The organism is Enemella evansiae (assembly GCF_004362375.1).
Classification (GTDB): Bacteria; Actinomycetota; Actinomycetes; order Propionibacteriales; family Propionibacteriaceae; genus Enemella; species Enemella evansiae.
The window spans coordinates 118,427-135,683 of record NZ_SNXA01000011.1 but is presented as its reverse complement, the minus strand read 5'-3'; the positions used below and the strand labels follow the sequence as shown (position 1 = coordinate 135,683).

Sequence of the window (17,257 nt, the reverse complement as noted above, 5' to 3'; positions counted from 1 at the left end):
CTACTCCACGTTCATCGAGTAGCCGACCATTGCTCCGCTGCGCTCCGCATGGTCGGCTACTCGATGAACGTGGGCGGGGGGTCAGCGGCGGCTGAAGGTGATCCGGCCGTTCCACATCGTCAGCTCGACCGGATCGGGCAATTCCCTGCCGTGGTAGGGATTGTTGCGGGAGAGGGAGGCGGAGTCGGCGCGGTCGACGACCGCGCGGCGGTCCGGGTCGATGAGCACCAGATTGGCCGGCTCGCCGGCCGCCAGCGGGCGGCCCTGCGCGTTCAACCCGGCGATCCGCGCGGGGGCGTACGCCATCCGGTCGGCCAGCTGCTCCCAGTCGAGCAGACCGGGCCGGACCATCGTCTCGATCAGGACGCCGAGCGCGGTCTCCAGGCCGAGCATCCCGAACGCGGCATCGCCGAAGGCGTGGTCCTTGTCCTGGGCGGCGTGCGGGGCATGGTCGGTGCCGACGCAGTCGATGGTGCCGTCGGCCAGTGCCGCGCGCAGCGCGCTGACATGCTCGTCGGGACGCAGCGGCGGATTCACTTTGTAGGTGGGGTCGTAACCGGTGACCTCATCGGTGGTCAGCAGCAGATGGTGCGGGGTCACCTCGGCGGTGACCTGGACGCCCTGGGCCTTGGCCCAGCGCAGCACCTCGACCGATTCGGCGGTGGAGACGTGGCAGATGTGCACCCGGGAACGGGTCAACCGGGCCAGCTCGACATCGCGGGCCACGATCACCGATTCCGCCGCCGCGGGCCAGCCGCCGAGCCCCAGCCGGCCGGAGATCTCACCCTCGTGGCAGCAGGCGTCCCGGCCCGCGAGCCGTGGATCCTGCGCGTGCTGGGCGATCACCCCGTCGAAGGCGCGCACGTATTCCAGCGCCCGGCGCATCAGCCGCGAATCGGCGACGCAGTGCCCGTCGTCGGAGAACACCCGCACCCCGGCCCGGGCCATCAGCCCCAGCTCGGCCAGCTGCTCGCCCTGGAGCCCCTTGGTGACCGCGCCGACCGGTACCACCTCGGCGCTGCCGGTCAGTTCGGCCACCTCACGCAGGTGCCGGGCGGCCTCGGCGGTGTCGGTGACCGGGTCGGTGTTGGCCATCGCCAGCACCGCGGTGTAACCACCGCGGGCCGCCGCCTGCGTACCGGTCTCGATCGTCTCCGCGTCCTCGCGGCCGGGCTCGCGCAGATGCGTGTGGCTGTCGACCAGGCCGGGCAGGGCGATCAGGCCAGCGGCATCGATCCGCTCGGGATCCGTTGCCTGGTTGGGATCGGCGAACCGGCCGTCGACCACCAGCAGGTCACCGGTCCCGCCGTCCGGCAGGGTGGCCCCGCTGATCAGGATCTCGCTCACGCATTCACTCCCGTCTGGCCGGCAACCGAGGTGCCCAGCTCCGTCTTCGCCGCATCGGCCCCGTCCTCACTCGCCCCGCCGAGCAGGTGATAGAGCACGCTCATCCGCACCGCCACCCCGGCGGCGACCTGATCCAGCACCCGCGAGGAGGCCGCATCCGCTGCCGCGGTGGAGATCTCCAGGCCACGGTTCATCGGGCCCGGGTGCATCACCGCCGCCTCCGGTCGCATCCGCGCCAGCCGGTCGGGGGTGAGCCCGTAACCGATCGTGTACTCGCGCGGGGTGGGGAAGTAGCCACCGCTCATCCGCTCCCGCTGCACCCGCAGCATCATCGCCACATCGACCTCGCCGATCACCTCATCGAAATCGGTGTGCACCTCGGCCGGCCAGCTGTCCACCCCCGAGGGCAGCAGCGTCGGCGGTGCGACCAGCACGACCTTCGCGCCGAGGGTGCGCAGCAGCAGCACATTGCTGCGCACCACCCGGGAATGGGTCAGGTCACCGGTGATCGCGATGGTCTTGTCGGACCAGTCGAAATCGGGGTCCAGCCCCCGGAAGTGCCGACGCATCGTGAACGCGTCCAGCAGCGCCTGGGTGGGGTGCTCATGGGTACCGTCGCCGGCGTTCACCACCGAGCCGGAGATCCAGCGCGCGGCCTGGGCCGGGGCGCCGGAGGAGGAGTGCCGGATCACCATCGCATCGACACCCATCGCGTCGATCACCTGCACGGTGTCGCGCAGCGATTCCCCCTTGCTCACCGAGGATCCCTTCGCCGAGACGTTGATCACATCGGCGCTCAGCCACTTCCCGGCGATCTCGAAGGAACTGCGGGTCCGAGTCGAATCCTCGAAGAACAGGTTCACCACGGTGCGCCCGCGCAGGGTGGGCAGCTTCTTGATCTCGCGGTGCTGCAGCTCCGACATCTCCTCGGCCAGATCGCAGATCGAATCGATCTCACCGCGCTGCAGATCCGCGGCGGACAACAGGTGCTTCATCCGGCATCCCCTCGAGAGATGGTGACCTCGGTCTGGCCGTCGGTCTCGTCCAGGCGTACGCCGACCCGCTCGCCGGCGGCGGTGGGCAGGTTCTTGCCGACGTGGTCGGCGCGGATCGGCAGCTGCCGGTGCCCCCGATCCACCAGCACCGCCAGCCGGACCGCCCGGGGCCGGCCGAGGTCCTTGAGCGCGTCCAGTGCCGCGGCCACGCTGCGCCCGGAGAACAGCACATCGTCGACCAGGACGACGGTGGCCCCGTCCACCGACCCCGGCAGCTGGGTGCGGCCGACCTGTCGGGTGGGGTGCTGGCGCAGATCGTCGCGATACATGGTGATGTCCAGTCGACCCAGTGGCACCGTGCCCTCACCGGAGCGCTCGATGACCCCGGCCAGTCGTTCGGCCAGCGGCACCCCGCGGGTCGGGATGCCGAGCAGCATCAACCCCTCGATGCCCCGATTGGACTCCACGATCTCGTGCGCCATCCGGGTGATCGCCCGGGTGATCTCACCGGAGTCCAGGACCACACGGGCCCCGGTCGGCGGCTCTGTCATCGAAACTCCTTGCTGGCGTGCTGACGCGGGCCATCTCCACTACCGTAGGGCAGGTGAATGATCTGTCGAGCATGCTAATCCCCCTGACGGGGACCTTCCCCGGTTGGCCGGCCGCCCCGCAACCCTCGGTGGCGCACTGGCTCTTCGTGGTGATCGGGATTCCGGCGATCAGCATGGTGGTCGTCGGGGTGCTCGCCGCCGCCGGCTCGCTGGCCAAGCGCGGCCGCGGTGGCACGGACCTGGCGGAACCCGTGTGGTACGGACAGACCGCCGGTGATGTCGCGGGCACCACCCCGCGGGCCGAGCTGACCGCCGACCCGGCGTCGCAGCGGGTGGCCGAGGCCGAGCAGATCGGACAGACGGGAGGCGCAAGTGTCCGGTGGTGAGCTGAGCGGGACCGACGACGCCCGCCTGAAGGATGGGATCCAGCGTGCCGAGGGCATGTCCGGACTGAAGTTCTCGCTCTATCTGGGCGACAGCGGGGAGGATCCGCAGGCCACGGCGCGGGAGCTGCACGGCCGGCTGGTCGACCCCGATCAGTCGGTGCTGGTGCTCTGCGATCCGAAGCAGCGAGCCCTGGAGATCATCACCGGCGCCGAGGCCAGGCGGAGCCTCACCGACGGCGAGTGCCAGCTCGCCGCGGCCAGCATGCAGTCCAACTTCGTCGCCGGTGACCTGATCGGCGGCCTGGCGCACGGGCTCGCGCAGCTGGGCGGGTACGCCCGCAAGGCGCGGATCCTGCACGTCACCGAGGGCTGAACTCCACTCCGACGATCCAAAACCGTTTGCACCCTGTCCGATTGTTGACAATCGGAAGGTAGACCTCAAGACTGGCCCAATCGCGCCCGGCTCATCGTGGTGCCGCGCGTCCGGACCAGGAGGCTCCCATGCTCGACTCCCCGTTCTCCCGTCGCTCACTGATCGCCGGTGGCGGCGCCGTCGCCATCGGGGTGCTCGCGGGCTGCACCAGGACCAACGTCACCCCGGGCAACCCGGCCGGCGGGGGTGGCGCGGATCTGATGTCGAGGGCCACGCAGCAGGGCTTCCTCACCTGCGTGGTCGGCAATGAGCCGCCCTACACCAAGGTGGAGACCGACGGCACCGTCACCGGGTGTGAACCCGATGTGCTCCGTGCGGTCTGCAAGAAGCTCGGCATCAACGAGGTCAAGGGCATCGTCAGCCCGTACGAGTCGATGATCCCTGGGCTGCAGGCCAATCGCTGGGACGTGATCGCGGCCGGGTTGTTCATGAAACAGTCCCGCTGCTCCCAGGTCGCCTACTCCGAACCGGTGATCGTCTCCACCGAATCCTTCCTGGTGCCCGCGGGGAATCCCAAGAACATCACCACAGTGGCGTCGGTGCTGGCGGATCCCTCGCTGAAGATCGGGGTGATCCCCGGCGGTTTCGAGGAGGGGATTCTCAAGTCCGCAAAGGTTCCAGACAATCAACGGGTCTCCACCGCCGACGGCCGCTCCGGTTACGAGGCGCTCAAGGCCAAGCGGGTCGACGCGTTCCTGCTGCCCACCCTCTCGCTGAAGTCGCTGGTCACCAACGATGCCTCGGTGGAGATCACCCCGCAGGTCCCCGATGCGCCGAAGACCGGTTCCGGTGCCGGCTTCCGACCCGCCGACAAGGCCTTCGTCGACCAGTACAACCAGGCCCTCGCCGAGTTCAAGAAGACCCCGGAGTTCGACGCCATCCTGGACAAGTGGGGATTCGACCCGGAGGCCGCCCGCAGCGCCACGGCCGCGGAGCTGTGCAAGAACGAGGGCTGAGACCGGCTGCCGGCCATGCAGGTCATCGTCGACTATTTCCCGCTGCTGTTGAAGGGCCTCGGGATCACGCTGCTGGTCTCGGTGCTCGGTGCGCTGCTCTGCCTGGTCGTCGGGTTCACCGCCGGTATCATCCGGACCTCGCCGAACCGGTGGATCCGGTTGCCCGCCACCGTCTTCGTCGAGGTGTTCCGCGGTACCTCGATGGTGGTGCAGATGTTCTGGCTGTTCTTCGCACTGCCGTTCCTCGGGTTCCAGCTGACCCCGATCGCCGCGGCGGTGCTCGCGCTCGGACTCAATCAGGGGGCGTACGCCTCGGAGGTGGTGCGCGCGGCGATCAGGTCGCGCCCCCGCGGCCAGACCGAGGCCAGCATCGCCCTGGGTCTCTCACCGGCCCGGCGAATGCGCAGAATCCTGCTGCCACAGGCAATTCCGGTGATGCTGCCGGGGTTGGGCAATGTCATGGTCGACCTGGTCAAGAACACCGCCCTGGTGTCCCTGGTCACCGTCGCCGACCTCACCTTCAATGCCCAGCTGATCCGCAGCGCCACCGGTGAGACCACCGCGATCTTCCTGACGATCCTGGTGATGTACTTCCTGGTCAACCTCGGGGTCGCCGGAATCATCAGGCTGCTGGAGAAGCACTTCGCGATCGAGCCGACCCCGCGCAGCGCGCGGCGGCGCCGGATGCTCGTCGGTGCCGGCGGGGGAGGGCGGCGATGACCTGGGACAACGCCTTCGCGATCCAGATCCTCCCGGCTCTGCTGCGCGGACTGCTGACCACCGTCGAGATCACCCTGCTCGGTTTCGCGATCTCTGCCGTCGTCGGGCTCGGGCTGGCGATCGTCAGGCGCGCAAGGATTCCGGTGGTCAGCCGGCTGGCGACCTTCCTGGTGCTCTTCGTGCGCGGCACCCCGCTGCTCGTCCAGGCATACTGCGCCTACTTCATCCTGCCGAACTTCGGCCTCACCTTCCCTGCCTTCGAGACCGGCGTCGTGGTGATCGGCATCAACTACTCCGCCTACCTGGCCGAGGTCTACCGCGCCGGGATCGAGGCGGTCCCCAGGGGGCAGTGGGAGGCGGCCACCGCGCTCAACCTGCCGACGACGCGCACCTGGCGCAGAATCGTTCTGCCACAGGCATTCCGGATCGTGCTGCCGATGATGGGCAACTATCTGATCGCCATGTTCAAGGACTCCGCGGTGCTGTCCGCGATCACCGTCGTCGACCTGATGGCCACCGCGCAGGCGATCGGGTCCAGCAACTTCCGCTATCTCGAACCGCTCACCCTGGCCGGCCTGTTGTTCCTGCTGGTCAGCTATCCATCCTCGCTGCTCGTCAGCCGATTGGAGGCCCGTCATGCCGACTGAGAGTCCCGGTTCGCCGCAACCGATGATCCACTTCGAGAACGTCACCAAGGCTTTCGGTGAGCTGGTGGTGCTGCGGGAGCTCAACTTCGATGTCCGCGCGGGTGAGAAGGTGACGGTGATCGGGCCGTCGGGGTCGGGCAAGACGACGATCCTGCGGATCCTGATGACCCTGGAGACACCGACCCAGGGGGTGGTGCGCGTGGACGGCAAGGAGCTGTGGAACGTGGCTGCCGGTGCCCGGGCCCGGGAGACCGCCCAGCTGCGGGAGACCCGCAAGAACATCGGCATGGTCTTCCAGCAGTTCAATCTGTTCCCGCACATGACGGCGCTGGAGAATGTGATCGAGGCGCCGGTCGCGGTGCTGCGTACGCCGAAGGAGCAGGCCCGGGCCGAGGGGATGGAACTGCTGCGTCAGGTCGGTCTGGAGCAGCACGCCGGCAAGCGCCCCGCGATGCTGTCGGGTGGCCAGCAACAGCGGGTGGCGATCGCCCGGGCGATGGCGATGAAGCCGAAGGTGATGCTGTTCGATGAGCCGACCTCGGCGCTGGACCCGGAACTCATCGGCGAGGTGTTGCGGGTGATCCACGACCTGGCCAGCAATACCGACATGACCATGCTGCTGGTCACCCACGAGATGCACTTCGCCGAACAGATCTCCGATCGGGTGGTGATGTTCGACGAGGGGGTCGCCATCGAACAGGGCCCGCCGCAGCAGATCTTCAACGAACCCCGGCACGAGCGCACCCAGCGCTTCCTCAGCAAGGTGTTGAGTCAGCGCGGGGACCACATCTGAGCAGCGCTCAGCGCCCGCTGGAGGCGTACCCGCGTCGCTTGTCGACCACCGACTCGAACGGCTCGCCGGCCAGCCAGCGGCGCAGATTGGCCTCGAACTGCGCGGCCAGCGCCTGCCGCCAGCCGACCGCGTCCCCGGACAGGTGTGCCGAGATCTGTACGCCGGGCAGGGTCCACAGCGGTGAGTCGGCGGGCAGCGGTTCGGTGACGAAGACGTCGAGGGCGGCCGCAGCGAGTTCGCCCCGCTGGAGGGCCGCGACCAGTGCCGACTCGTCGACGAGTTCACCGCGGCCGACGTTGATCAGTTGCGCCTCCGGCCGCATCGCGGCGAGCACCCGGGCATCGACCAGGCCGCGGGTCTGCGCGGTGAGCGGGGCGACCAGCACCAGGTGATCGGCCCAGCCGACGTGCTCGGCCAACTCGTCGCTGGGCAGCACCACCCCGAAGTCCGGGTCGGACTCCCGGCCCACCCGGCCCACCCCGCGTACCTCCATCCCGACGGCCCGCAGCAGGCGCGCGGTGGCCCGTCCGATGCCGCCGGTGCCGACCACCAGAGCCCGTCGGCCGGCCGCGGTCCGCGTCTCCCGGTGCTCCCAGCGCTGCTCCTGCTGCGCCCGGGCCAGCTGGGGGAGATCCTTGAGGTGGGCGAGGACCGAGGTGAGCACGAACTCCGCGATCGGGGTGTCGAAGACCCCGCGCGCGTTCGTCACCTGCACCGCCGAATCGCGCAACCCGTCGAACATCACCGCATCCACCCCGGCGGCCGCCACATGCACCCACTCCAGCGCGTCCGCGGCCGGCCAGGCATCCGCCAGCGCCGGGTTGAAGAAGTCCCAGACGAACACCGCCCGGGCACCCGGCAGCGCGGTCGGCAGCTCGTCGGCGGTGGCGATCCGGATCGTGGCCAGCTCCGAGAGGGCGGCCAGATCGGGCGGCGGGCCCAGGTCGTCGCTGGTCAGCACCACCACGATCGGTCGGTCGGCCGGTGTCGCGGCGCTCTCGGTGTTCGTCACGGACCCCAGACTACGGGATTGCAGATTGTTGACAATCTCCCCGGTGTTTGGTTTCGTCACTGCATGACCTCTCTCAGCCCGATCCTCAAGCAGGCCACCCCCGTGGTGGTCGACCGCGCCGAGGGCTCCTGGATCCACGGCACCGACGGGCGGGACTACCTGGACTTCACCACCGGCATCGGGGTGACCAGCACCGGGCACTGCCATCCCAAGGTGGTGGCCGCCGCACAGCAGCAGGTCGGCCAGGTGATCCATGCCCAGTACACCACGGTGATGCACAAGCCGCTGCTGGAACTGGTCGACAAACTCGGCGGGGTGCTGCCCAGCCAGCTCGATTCGCTGTTCTTCGCCAACTCGGGCTCCGAGGCGGTGGAGGCCGCGGTCCGGCTCGCCCGGATGGCCACCGGCAAGCCCAACATCGTCGTCTTCCAGGGTGGCTTCCACGGGCGTACCGTCGCCGCCGCCAGCCTGACCACCGCCGGTACCCGGTTCTCGGCCGGTTTCTCACCGTTGATGGGCGGGGTGCAGATGGCGCCCTTCCCGTACGCCCACCGCTATGGGATGAGCGAGGCGGAGGCGGTCGACTTCGCGCTGCGGGAGCTGGACTACCTGTTCGCCTCCCGCGTCGCGCCGAACGACACCGCCGCCTTCCTGATCGAACCGGTGCTCGGTGACGGCGGATACCTGCCCACCCCGGACGCCTTCCTGCAGGGGCTGCGAGAGCGCGCGGAGCACGGCATCCTGCTGATCGTCGATGAGGTGCAGGCCGGATTCGGGCGGACCGGCAGGTTCTGGGGCCACGAGTTCTCCGGCATCGATCCCGACATCCTGATCACCGCCAAGGGGCTGGCCTCCGGCTTCCCGATCTCGGCGATCGCCGCCCCGACCGAGCTGATGGGCAAGGCCTGGCCGGGTTCCCAGGGGGGCACCTACGGCGGCAACGCGGTCGCCGCCGCGGCCGCCTGCGCGACCATCGATGTGATCGCCGAGGAGAACCTGGTCGAGAACGCCCGGGTCCGCGGCGATCAGCTCGCCGAGGGGCTGCAGCGGATCGCCGAGAAGTATCAGGTGATCACCGATGTCCGCGGCCGGGGGCTGATGCAGGGCATCGAGTTCGGGGACGCCGACGGCCGCACCGGTGGCCAGCTCGCCACCGCGGTGCAGCAGGCGACGACCGGGCAGGGGCTGCTGTCGTTGACCTGCGGCCCACTGGGTAACGTCGTACGCCTGATCCCCGCGTTGGTGGTCTCGGCGGATGAGATCGATCTCGGACTGGAGCGGTTCGGTGCCGCTGTGGCCGAGGTCGTCGGCTGAGCCACCCGCCCAATTCAAGGAGGAAGTCATGGCCACCGATCCGGTCTCGGCAGTCAACACCGGCCTGTTCATCGACGGGCAATGGGGGCCGTCGGCCTCCGGCAAGACCTTCGACGTCATCAACCCCGCCACCGAAGAGGTGCTGGCCAGCGTCGCCGACGGCAACGGCGACGACGCGCGCCGGGCCATCGAGGTGGCCGGCAAGAAGCAGGAGGAGTGGGGGCGCACCGCACCGCGCGAGCGCAGCGAGATCCTCCGCCGGGCCTACGACCTGGTGATGGAGCGCGCCGACGACCTGGCGGCGATCATGACCGCCGAGATGGGCAAACCGCTCGCCGAGGCCAAGGGCGAGGTCGCCTACGGGGCGGAGTTCCTGCGCTGGTTCTCCGAGGAAGCGGTACGCATCGGCGGTGACATGACGCTGACCGGGGACGGCAAGACCCGGATCATGGTCACCCACGAGCCGGTCGGCCCGAGCGTGCTGATCACCCCGTGGAACTTCCCGCTGGCGATGGGGGCACGCAAGATCGGCCCCGCGGTCGCCGCCGGGTGCACGATGGTCTTCAAGCCCGCCGAACTGACCCCGCTGACCTCGCTGGCGCTGGTCGACATCTTCACCGAGGCAGGCCTGCCGGCCGGCGTGCTGAATGTGGTCACCACCACCGATCCCGGATCGGTCGTCGAACCGTGGATGGCCAGCGGGATCGCCCGCAAGGTCTCCTTCACCGGCTCGACACCGGTCGGGGTGAAGCTGCTCCAGCAGGCCGCCGAGCACGTGATGAAGTCCTCGATGGAGCTCGGTGGCAATGCGCCGTTCATCGTGTTCGACGATGCCGACCTGGACCAGGCGGTGGCCGGCGCGATGATCGCGAAGATGCGCAACATGGGCGAGGCCTGCACCGCGGCCAACCGGCTCTATGTGCAGTCCTCGGTCGTCGACGAGTTCGCCCGCCGGCTGAGCGAGGAGATGGGCAAGCTCGCGGTCGGCGACGGCGCCGCCGAGGGCATCCAGGTCGGCCCGCTGGTGGAACGCAAGGCCCTGGACAAGGTGCAGCAGTTCGTCGACGACGCGGTCTCCCGCGGGGCCACCGTGATGTGTGGCGGCGATCGCCCCGACGGCAAGGGCTTCTTCTACAACCCGACGGTGCTCAACAACGTCGATCCGGATTCCGCGCTGCTCGCGAATGAGATCTTCGGCCCGGTCGCCCCGATCGTTCCGTTCGACACCGAGGAGCAGGCGATCGAGCTGGCCAACAACACCGTCTGGGGCCTGGTGGGTTATCTGTTCACCAGCGACCTGGAGCGCGCATTCCGTGTCGGGGAACGGATCGAGGCCGGCATGATCGGGATGAACACCGGTCTGGTGTCCAACCCGGTCGCCCCCTTCGGCGGGGTGAAGGAGTCCGGGCTCGGCCGCGAGGGCGGCCGGATCGGCATCGATGAGTTCCTGGAGACCAAGTACTACGCATTGCCACGAAGCTGAGGTGAGACCGTGAGTCCGGTGCAGGCATTCGGTCCCGATGAGTACGCCCGGCGGCTCGCCGCGACCAGGGACCGAATGGCTGCCGCCGGGCTGGATGCCCTGCTGGTCAGCGATCCCGCGAATCTCTACTACCTGACCGGTTACCAGGCGTGGTCCTTCTACACCCCGCAGCTGCTGTTCGTGCCCGCCGAGGGTGAGCTGCTGCTGGTGACCCGGGAGATGGATGCCCGCGGAGCGACCCGGACCACCTGGCTGCCGATCGAACAGATCCTCGGCTATCCCGAGGAACTGGTCCATGTGCCCGACCGGCATCCCTTCGACTGGATGGCGAGCGAGCTCCGGCGCCGGGGGCTGGTCGCACCGGCCCGGGTCGGCATCGAGGCGGATGCGCACTTCTTCTCCCCGAAGGCGTTTCTCGCACTGGAGAAGGGATTCGGGGAGTGGGCGCTCACCGACAGCCAGGAGCTGGTCAACTGGGTCCGCGCGATCAAGTCCGACGCCGAGATCGCCACCATGCGGACCGCTGCACGGGTGACCACCAAGGCCATGCAGGCGGCGATCGACACGATCGGCGTCGGTGTCCCGCAGCATGTGGTGGCCGCCGAGATCATGCGCGCCCAGGTGCTCGGGGACGCCGACGCCTGGGGTGACTTCCCCGCGATCGTGCCGCTGCTGCCGACCGGCGCCGCGGCGGACACCCCGCATCTGACCTGGAGCGACCAGCGGTTCGTCGCGGGGGACGCGGTGGTGGTCGAACTGGCCGGGGCCCACCGGCGCTACCACGTCCCACTGGCCCGCACCGTGATGCTGGGGGAGCCGTCCGCCGAGCTGCGGCGTACCGAAACCGCTGTCGCCGAAGGCCTTTCCGCGGTGCTCGAGACCATCCGTGCCGGGGTGCGGATGGTCGAGGTCGCCGACGCCTGGAACACGGTCCTGGCCCGCTACGGGATCGAGAAACGCAGCCGGCTCGGCTATTCCATCGGCGTCGGCTATCCGCCCGACTGGGGTGAGCGGACGATGAGCATCCGCGCCAGCGACCCGACCGTGCTGGCCGAGAACATGACCTTCCACGTGATCTGCGGGATGTGGATGACCGGTTACGGCTATGAGGTCTCGGAGTCGATCCGGGTCACCGCGGACGGCGTCGAGACCTTCACCGATTTCCCGCGAGCCCTGATCAGCAAGGGCTGACCCGACGAGAGGAGCATCGATGCGTGACCTCACGACCATCGCCGACCTGGCGGTGCTGCCCACCACCGGAATCAGCGGTCCCGCGGCCGAGGGGGCGCTGCCACTGGCGAGCCGGGCCGACGGTCTGATCGGGTCGGTGATCGACTCCAGCACCTCGCTGCTGGCCGCGCAGACCCACGACATCGTCCGCTTCGCGATGGGTGCGCCCGCCCCGGAAGCGCTGCCGGTGCAGGAATTCCGGATGATCGGCACCGAGGTGCTGGACGCCAGTTCCTTCACCTACGGTGCCAGCGAGGGTGAGCCCGGGTTGATCGAGGCGATCGTCAAGGAGTACGCCCGGGTGGGGGAGCCGACCGACCCGGAGCGGATCGTCGTCACCTCCGGCGGGATGCAGGGGCTGGACCTGGCGTTCAAACTGTTCGTCGAACCGGGCGACCTGGTCACCGTCGAGAGCCCGACCTACACCAACGGTTCCGCGACCGCGCTGAGCTACGGCGCGGACCTGCTGGAGGTCCCGGTCGACGACGACGGGATGCGGGTCGACGAGCTGGAACGGCTGGTCGCCGCCACCGGGCGTACCCCGAAGGTCATCTACACCATCCCCAACTTCCAGAATCCCTCTGGTGTCACGCTTTCCGCCGAGCGCCGCCAGCGGTTGCTCGAGCTCGCACATCGCTGGGGTTCGATCATCCTGGACGACGATCCCTACCATCTGCTGCGTTTCGAGGGCAGCGATCTGCCCGGGTTCAACCAGCTGTCGCCGGACGATCCGCAGGTCTTCTCGGTCCGTACCTTCTCCAAGATCATGGCACCCGGGCTGCGGGTCGGTTGGGTGAACGCCGACCCGCGGTTGCGGCAACTGCTGATCCACGCCAAGCAGGCGATGGACACCTGCACCAATGTGCCGAACCAGCACGTGATCACCGAATACCTGGTCCGCGGCGGTCTGGATGCGCACCTCGCCCGGCTGCGGGAGAGCTACCGGGGCCGCAAGCAGGCGATGCAGCGCGCGCTGGCCGAGCATCTCGGGGACCGGGTCCGGCACACCGATCCGGACGGCGGCTTCTTCCTCTGGGTGACCCTGCAGGGCGCCGACGCCGCGACCGATGTGCGCCGGTTGTTCGATGCCGCGCTCGCCGAAGGGGTGGCGTTCATCCCCGGGACCGCGCTGTCGCCGTCGGAGCGGTTCACCGACGCGTTCCGACTCTGCTTCGCCTCCGAGTCACCGGAGCGGATCGATGAAGGCGTACGCCGGCTCACCCGGGCCCTCGATCGGGTCGCCGCGGACCGGCCGGCGCGGGAGCGTTCTGGGCAATGATCTCCGAGTGCGAGCGGCGGGTGCTCGCCGCGATCGACGCCGAGCAGATCGCGGCCGTCACCGCCGAGTTGATCGCCGCCCCCAGCGAGAATCCCGGTCAGACCGAGGAACGCACCGTCGCGGTCCTCGAGGCGGCCTGCCGACGGGCCGGTCTGCAGGTCGAGCGGCGGCCGGTGGCCGAGGGGCGGGAGAACCTGTTCGCCGCGCTGGCCGGTGGGGATCGGCCGGGGTTGTTGTTCCTCGGGCATTCCGACGTGGTGCCGGCTGGGCCGGGTTGGTCCGCCGACCCGTTCCTGGCGCGCCGCGACGGGGATCGGATCATCGGCCGCGGCGCCTCGGACATGAAGGGTGGCCTGGCCGCGATCGTCGCGGCGATGGGCGCCCTGCGCACGGTCGGCGTACGCCCGGCCGGGGAGATCCGACTGGCCTGCACCGTCGATGAGGAGGATCTCGGCCTGGGCATCCGGGCGCTCGCCGCAGACGGGTTGGCGGGCGAGTTCGCCGGTTGCGTGGTCGCCGAACCGACCGATCTGGAGCTGGTGATCGCCTGCCGCGGTGACTCCTACCTGGAACTGCAGCTCAGCGGGGTACCGGCGCACTCCGGCCGGCCCGCCGACGGCCGCAATGCGATCGACGCCGCGACCCGGGTGCTCGAACTGATCCGTTCCGACCAGGCCGAGCTCGCCCGCAGCCAGGATCGACTGCTGGGTTCGGGAACCTGGAGTGTTGGCCGGATCAGCGGCGGCCGCGGGACCTCGATCGTCGCTCCGGACTGCACCGTCTGGGTCGATCGCCGGCTGATGCCCGATGAACGACCCCAGCAGATCGCCGAGCGGCTCGCGGCCCGGGTCGATCGTGCCGGGATCACCGGGGACGGGATCGGGTTGCGCATCGAGGTGACGATGGAGATGCCGGGATTCCGCACCCCGGTGGACGATCCGCTGGTGCGGACCGTCCGGGACGCGGCGCGGGACCTGGGGGCCGAGCCCGAGGTGACCGGCTGGACCGCCGCCTGCGACGGGGGCTTCGTGGCCCGGGATCTGGGCATTCCGACCGTGGTGATGGGCCCCGGTGGGCTCAACGATCAGGCGCATCAGGTCGATGAGTCGGTGTCGCTGGATGAGCTGGTGCGCGCCGCGAAACGGTACGCTCTGCTGGCAATGCGGGTCCCGGAGTCGCCCGGCCGGGGCGCGGACTAGGAGGGGAAGATGTCGCCGTCGAAGGAACGCGCCGTGGGTCTCGGTGAGGCCCCGGGCGTGCTGCAGCCCATCGTGCAGGCATCCACCCCGGAGCTGATCGCGGGCATGTTGCGCGAGGCGGTCGCGAGCGGCCAGTACGCCCCGGGCCAGCAGTTGTCGGAGAAGGCGCTGGCGGAGCGACTCGGGGTCAGCCGCGGGCCGCTGCGGGAGGCGATGCAGCGGCTCACCCAGGAGGGCCTGCTGGTCAGCCACCGCAACCGCGGACTGTTCGTGATGCAGCTCGACGAGCCGGTGATCCGCGACATCTACCTGGCCCGGCTGGCGGTCGAACGGGCCGCCGTCGGGCATCTGATCGGCCAGGGGCGGGGGGCGGATGCCGCCGGCCTGGAGCCGATCGTGGCCCGGATGGAATCGCTGGCGGCCGACGACCCGCGCGTCTCCGATGCCGACATGGAGTACCACCAGGTGCTCGTCGGGCTGGCGGCCAGCCCCCGGCTGACCCGGATGCACAACACCCTGGTCACCCAGATGCGGCTCTGCCTGAGCCTGATGCAGCCCACCTACGACACCGTCGACCACCGGGTCGCCGAGCACCGCGGCCTGCTGAAGGCGATCGTCGCCGGTGATGCGGTCCAGGCCGACCAGTTGCTGGTCGCACACATGGAGGACGGCCTGCAACGCGTGCTCCGCGTCGAACCCTGGCAGTGACGTTCATCGAGGAGCGCGGCATGCGCAGCGCAGCCAATTTGTACTCTGTGTACAACTGGTGAATCGGACGCCCTTGGTCGGCACCGCGGTGGACCCGTGTAATTCACCGGGTGAGTACGCCGCGCGACTCAGGACCGGAAGAGGCGGCCCAGCCGGTCGGAGTGCCCGCGCCAGCCGGCGAGCCGCAGACCGTGCCAGGCGGAGACCAGATTGGCGGTCAGCACGGTACGCCCCACGGTCTGCTCCAGCTCACTGATCAGGCCGACGGTGTGCAGGGCGGTGTCGGGCACCAGCACGGCGGGGGCGTCATGCTCGGTGCCGATCAGCGCGCGCACCTGGTCGGGGGAGAGCCGGCCGGCGTCCTCACCGCTGGGCACGTCGTGGGTGGCGATCGCGGTCACCCGGACCCCGGCGGCGGCCAGCACCGCGGTGAGGTGCGCGGCCACCTCGGCCGGATAGGTGGCGGCCACCGACACCTCGCCGATGCCGAGATGTTCCAGTGCGGCAAGGAAAGCCAGGCTGGTCGAGGTGCTCGGCAGGCCGCTCGCCTCGGCCATCCAGCCGGCCTGCTCGCGCATTCCGTCCGGCCCGTGGACGAAGGAGCCGGAGGTGCAGGCCCAGACCACCGAGCCGGCACCGGCCTCGGCCGCGGCGCGGGCGGCCGGGGCGAGCTGCTCCGCAGAGCCGAGCTCCCGCAGGGCCGCCACGGTGTGGTCGGTCGGACCCTCCCAGGTGTGCCGCACCGGCAGGCGTACCCCCTCCAGAATGCCTTCCAGCGCAGGGAATTCGTCCTCGGCGCTGTGGCCGGGATAGAGCATCGCCGAGGCCACCGGTGTGCTCATGGGTGCTCCCGCAGCAACCGGCCGGCGCCGACCGCGGAACGTCCCGCGGCCCGCAGGCAGGACCACATGGTGACCTGGTTGGCGCTCAGCACCGGGATCTGCAACTCGTCCTCCAATATCTCGATCTGGTCGTAACTCGGCAGGTTCGTGCAGGACAGGAACAGCGCCTCGGCGTCGGGGGTGACCACCCGGCGGGCCAGGGCGCGCAGCGTCGCCGCCTCGGTGGTCCAGATCTCGGCGCCCATCTCCAGCTGGCCCGATCCGGTGACCCGGAATCCGTGTGCTGCCAGGAAATCCACCAGTAGGCGGGTGACCTCGCCCAGATAGGGGGTGGCGACCGCGACCCGGTGCACCGACAGCGCGTGCAGTGCGTCGACCAGCGCTCCGCTGGTGGTCACCGCGGCCGGGAACCCGGCACCGCGGAGCAGCCGGCGCAGCTTCACCTCACCCGCCGGCCCGTCGACGAAGCTGGCCGAGGTGCACAGGTAGCCGACCACCGGGGAGTGCAGGATCGACACCGACCGGGCCAGCTCCTTCAGACCGGTGTGATCGGCGATCGCGTGCGCCTGCGCCACGCCACCGGTCAGCGTGAGATGCCGGGTGCGCGCGAGCAGCACCGAGGTGTCGTCCGGCACCCAGCGCCACAGCTCCCGGTCCAGCACGAAGTCGTAGGGGGCCACCATCGCCACCGAGGCGGCGAGCCCCAATCCAGTGAGCTCCACTGCTCCCACGCAGTCAGGATGCACCGTGCGGGCGCGCCGCGAAAGGGCATGTCACGGCCGTGGACGACCCCTTGACAGCAATCGTCTGATTGTTGACAATCAGTCGGGTGACCGCCCAGGGAGAGTCCAACGAAGCCGTCCGCCGGGTCCGGGTGACCCTCACCCGACGCGGGGTGAGTTGTGTCGCCGAGCTGCTGCAGACGGCGGCCCCGCGGACCAGCGCCGCCGTCTGGGACGCGCTGCCGCTGGAGGCGCAGGTCTATCACGGCAAGTACGCCCGCAACGAGATCTATGCGCTGCTGCCGAGCTTCACCGACCGCGACCCCGGCCCGGAGAACACCACCATCACCCCGATCCCGGGTGACCTGTGCTGGTTCACCTTCGGTGGCGATCAGCTCGGCAATCCGGCCTACGGCTACGAACGCGAGACCGAGCACCGCGAGATGACCGCGATCATCGACCTGGCGCTGTTCTACGGCCGCAACAACCTGCTGATCAACGGCGACCAGGGCTGGGTGCCGGGCAATGTGTTCGGCACGGTCGTCGAGGGTCTGGATGAGATGGCCGCGGCCTGCCAGGACCTCTGGATGGGTGGTGCTCGCGGGGAGACCCTGCGCTTCGAGCGGATCGACTGAGTACG

The 17,257-nt window shown here is 69.6% G+C and carries 19 protein-coding genes; 13 read left to right on the top strand and 6 right to left on the bottom strand.

Annotated elements, in window-relative coordinates:
• Window positions 1-81 precede the first annotated feature (81 nt).
• The 3 genes from C8D81_RS15255 to pyrR are packed head-to-tail and all read right to left on the bottom strand — an operon-like array spanning window position 82 to window position 2,893.
• Window positions 82-1,347, bottom strand: a complete 1,266-nt coding sequence (locus C8D81_RS15255; RefSeq protein WP_133626370.1) for a dihydroorotase — start codon at window positions 1,345-1,347, stop codon at window positions 82-84.
• On the bottom strand, window positions 1,344-2,342 hold the full coding sequence (locus tag C8D81_RS15250) for an aspartate carbamoyltransferase catalytic subunit (protein ID WP_094432137.1): 999 nt from the start codon (window positions 2,340-2,342) through the stop codon (window positions 1,344-1,346). The genes C8D81_RS15255 and C8D81_RS15250 overlap by 4 nt, the downstream gene beginning before the upstream one ends.
• Window positions 2,339-2,893, bottom strand: a complete 555-nt coding sequence (gene pyrR, locus C8D81_RS15245; RefSeq protein ID WP_094403895.1) for a bifunctional pyr operon transcriptional regulator/uracil phosphoribosyltransferase PyrR — start codon at window positions 2,891-2,893, stop codon at window positions 2,339-2,341. The genes C8D81_RS15250 and pyrR overlap by 4 nt, the downstream gene beginning before the upstream one ends.
• Before the next feature lie 71 nt (window positions 2,894-2,964).
• Between pyrR and C8D81_RS15240 the strand changes: the two genes are divergently transcribed.
• The 6 genes from C8D81_RS15240 to C8D81_RS15215 all read left to right on the top strand — a co-directional run bounded on the left by C8D81_RS15240 (window position 2,965) and on the right by C8D81_RS15215 (window position 6,828).
• Window positions 2,965-3,279, top strand: a complete 315-nt coding sequence (locus tag C8D81_RS15240) for a hypothetical protein (protein ID WP_133626369.1) — start codon at window positions 2,965-2,967, stop codon at window positions 3,277-3,279.
• A complete protein-coding gene (locus C8D81_RS15235; protein WP_094355871.1) occupies window positions 3,266-3,652 on the top strand; it encodes a DUF5130 family protein in 387 nt (128 codons plus the stop codon). The genes C8D81_RS15240 and C8D81_RS15235 overlap by 14 nt, the downstream gene beginning before the upstream one ends.
• A 128-nt stretch (window positions 3,653-3,780) precedes the next feature.
• Window positions 3,781-4,668, top strand: coding sequence for an ectoine/hydroxyectoine ABC transporter substrate-binding protein EhuB (gene ehuB, locus C8D81_RS15230; protein ID WP_094406941.1), 888 nt, complete (start codon window positions 3,781-3,783; stop codon window positions 4,666-4,668).
• A 15-nt stretch (window positions 4,669-4,683) separates the two neighbouring features.
• On the top strand, window positions 4,684-5,388 hold the full coding sequence (ehuC, locus tag C8D81_RS15225) for an ectoine/hydroxyectoine ABC transporter permease subunit EhuC (protein ID WP_094403897.1): 705 nt from the start codon (window positions 4,684-4,686) through the stop codon (window positions 5,386-5,388).
• On the top strand, window positions 5,385-6,035 hold the full coding sequence (gene ehuD, locus C8D81_RS15220; protein WP_094432132.1) for an ectoine/hydroxyectoine ABC transporter permease subunit EhuD: 651 nt from the start codon (window positions 5,385-5,387) through the stop codon (window positions 6,033-6,035). The genes ehuC and ehuD overlap by 4 nt, the downstream gene beginning before the upstream one ends.
• The gene (locus C8D81_RS15215; protein WP_324252354.1) at window positions 6,025-6,828 is read left to right on the top strand and encodes an amino acid ABC transporter ATP-binding protein; all 804 of its coding nucleotides are present in this window, start codon (window positions 6,025-6,027) and stop codon (window positions 6,826-6,828) included. Before ehuD ends, C8D81_RS15215 begins: the two co-directional genes overlap by 11 nt.
• 7 nt (window positions 6,829-6,835) lie before the next feature.
• On the opposite strand, the gene C8D81_RS15210 is transcribed toward C8D81_RS15215, so the two are convergent.
• A complete protein-coding gene (locus tag C8D81_RS15210) occupies window positions 6,836-7,840 on the bottom strand; it encodes a D-2-hydroxyacid dehydrogenase (RefSeq protein WP_094432130.1) in 1,005 nt (334 codons plus the stop codon).
• Window positions 7,841-7,903: 63 nt separating this feature from the next.
• Between C8D81_RS15210 and C8D81_RS15205 the strand changes: the two genes are divergently transcribed.
• The 6 genes from C8D81_RS15205 to C8D81_RS15180 are packed head-to-tail and all read left to right on the top strand — an operon-like array spanning window position 7,904 to window position 15,053.
• The gene (locus C8D81_RS15205; RefSeq protein ID WP_094432127.1) at window positions 7,904-9,154 is read left to right on the top strand and encodes an aspartate aminotransferase family protein; all 1,251 of its coding nucleotides are present in this window, start codon (window positions 7,904-7,906) and stop codon (window positions 9,152-9,154) included.
• Between the two features lie 28 nt (window positions 9,155-9,182).
• Window positions 9,183-10,637 carry an NAD-dependent succinate-semialdehyde dehydrogenase gene (locus C8D81_RS15200; protein ID WP_133626368.1) on the top strand — a complete coding sequence of 485 codons (1,455 nt, stop codon included), beginning with the start codon at window positions 9,183-9,185 and terminating at the stop codon, window positions 10,635-10,637.
• 9 nt (window positions 10,638-10,646) lie between these two features.
• Entirely contained in the window at window positions 10,647-11,828 is a 1,182-nt protein-coding gene (locus C8D81_RS15195) for a M24 family metallopeptidase (RefSeq protein WP_229237974.1), read from the top strand.
• Between the two features lie 19 nt (window positions 11,829-11,847).
• Window positions 11,848-13,146: an aminotransferase-like domain-containing protein gene (locus C8D81_RS15190; protein WP_094355878.1), complete on the top strand. Its 1,299-nt coding sequence runs from the start codon at window positions 11,848-11,850 to the stop codon at window positions 13,144-13,146.
• On the top strand, window positions 13,143-14,345 hold the full coding sequence (locus tag C8D81_RS15185; protein WP_133626367.1) for a M20 family metallopeptidase: 1,203 nt from the start codon (window positions 13,143-13,145) through the stop codon (window positions 14,343-14,345). Before C8D81_RS15190 ends, C8D81_RS15185 begins: the two co-directional genes overlap by 4 nt.
• 9 nt (window positions 14,346-14,354) lie before the next feature.
• Window positions 14,355-15,053 carry a GntR family transcriptional regulator gene (locus tag C8D81_RS15180; protein ID WP_133626366.1) on the top strand — a complete coding sequence of 233 codons (699 nt, stop codon included), beginning with the start codon at window positions 14,355-14,357 and terminating at the stop codon, window positions 15,051-15,053.
• 128 nt (window positions 15,054-15,181) lie between these two features.
• On the opposite strand, the gene C8D81_RS15175 is transcribed toward C8D81_RS15180, so the two are convergent.
• The gene (locus tag C8D81_RS15175; RefSeq protein WP_133626365.1) at window positions 15,182-15,895 is read right to left on the bottom strand and encodes a maleate cis-trans isomerase family protein; all 714 of its coding nucleotides are present in this window, start codon (window positions 15,893-15,895) and stop codon (window positions 15,182-15,184) included.
• Entirely contained in the window at window positions 15,892-16,626 is a 735-nt protein-coding gene (locus tag C8D81_RS15170) for a maleate cis-trans isomerase family protein (RefSeq protein WP_208109324.1), read from the bottom strand. The genes C8D81_RS15175 and C8D81_RS15170 overlap by 4 nt, the downstream gene beginning before the upstream one ends.
• Before the next feature lie 98 nt (window positions 16,627-16,724).
• On the opposite strand from C8D81_RS15170, the gene C8D81_RS15165 reads away from it, so the two are divergent.
• Window positions 16,725-17,252 carry a DUF3830 family protein gene (locus C8D81_RS15165; protein WP_094355882.1) on the top strand — a complete coding sequence of 176 codons (528 nt, stop codon included), beginning with the start codon at window positions 16,725-16,727 and terminating at the stop codon, window positions 17,250-17,252.
• Window positions 17,253-17,257: the final 5 nt, after the last annotated feature.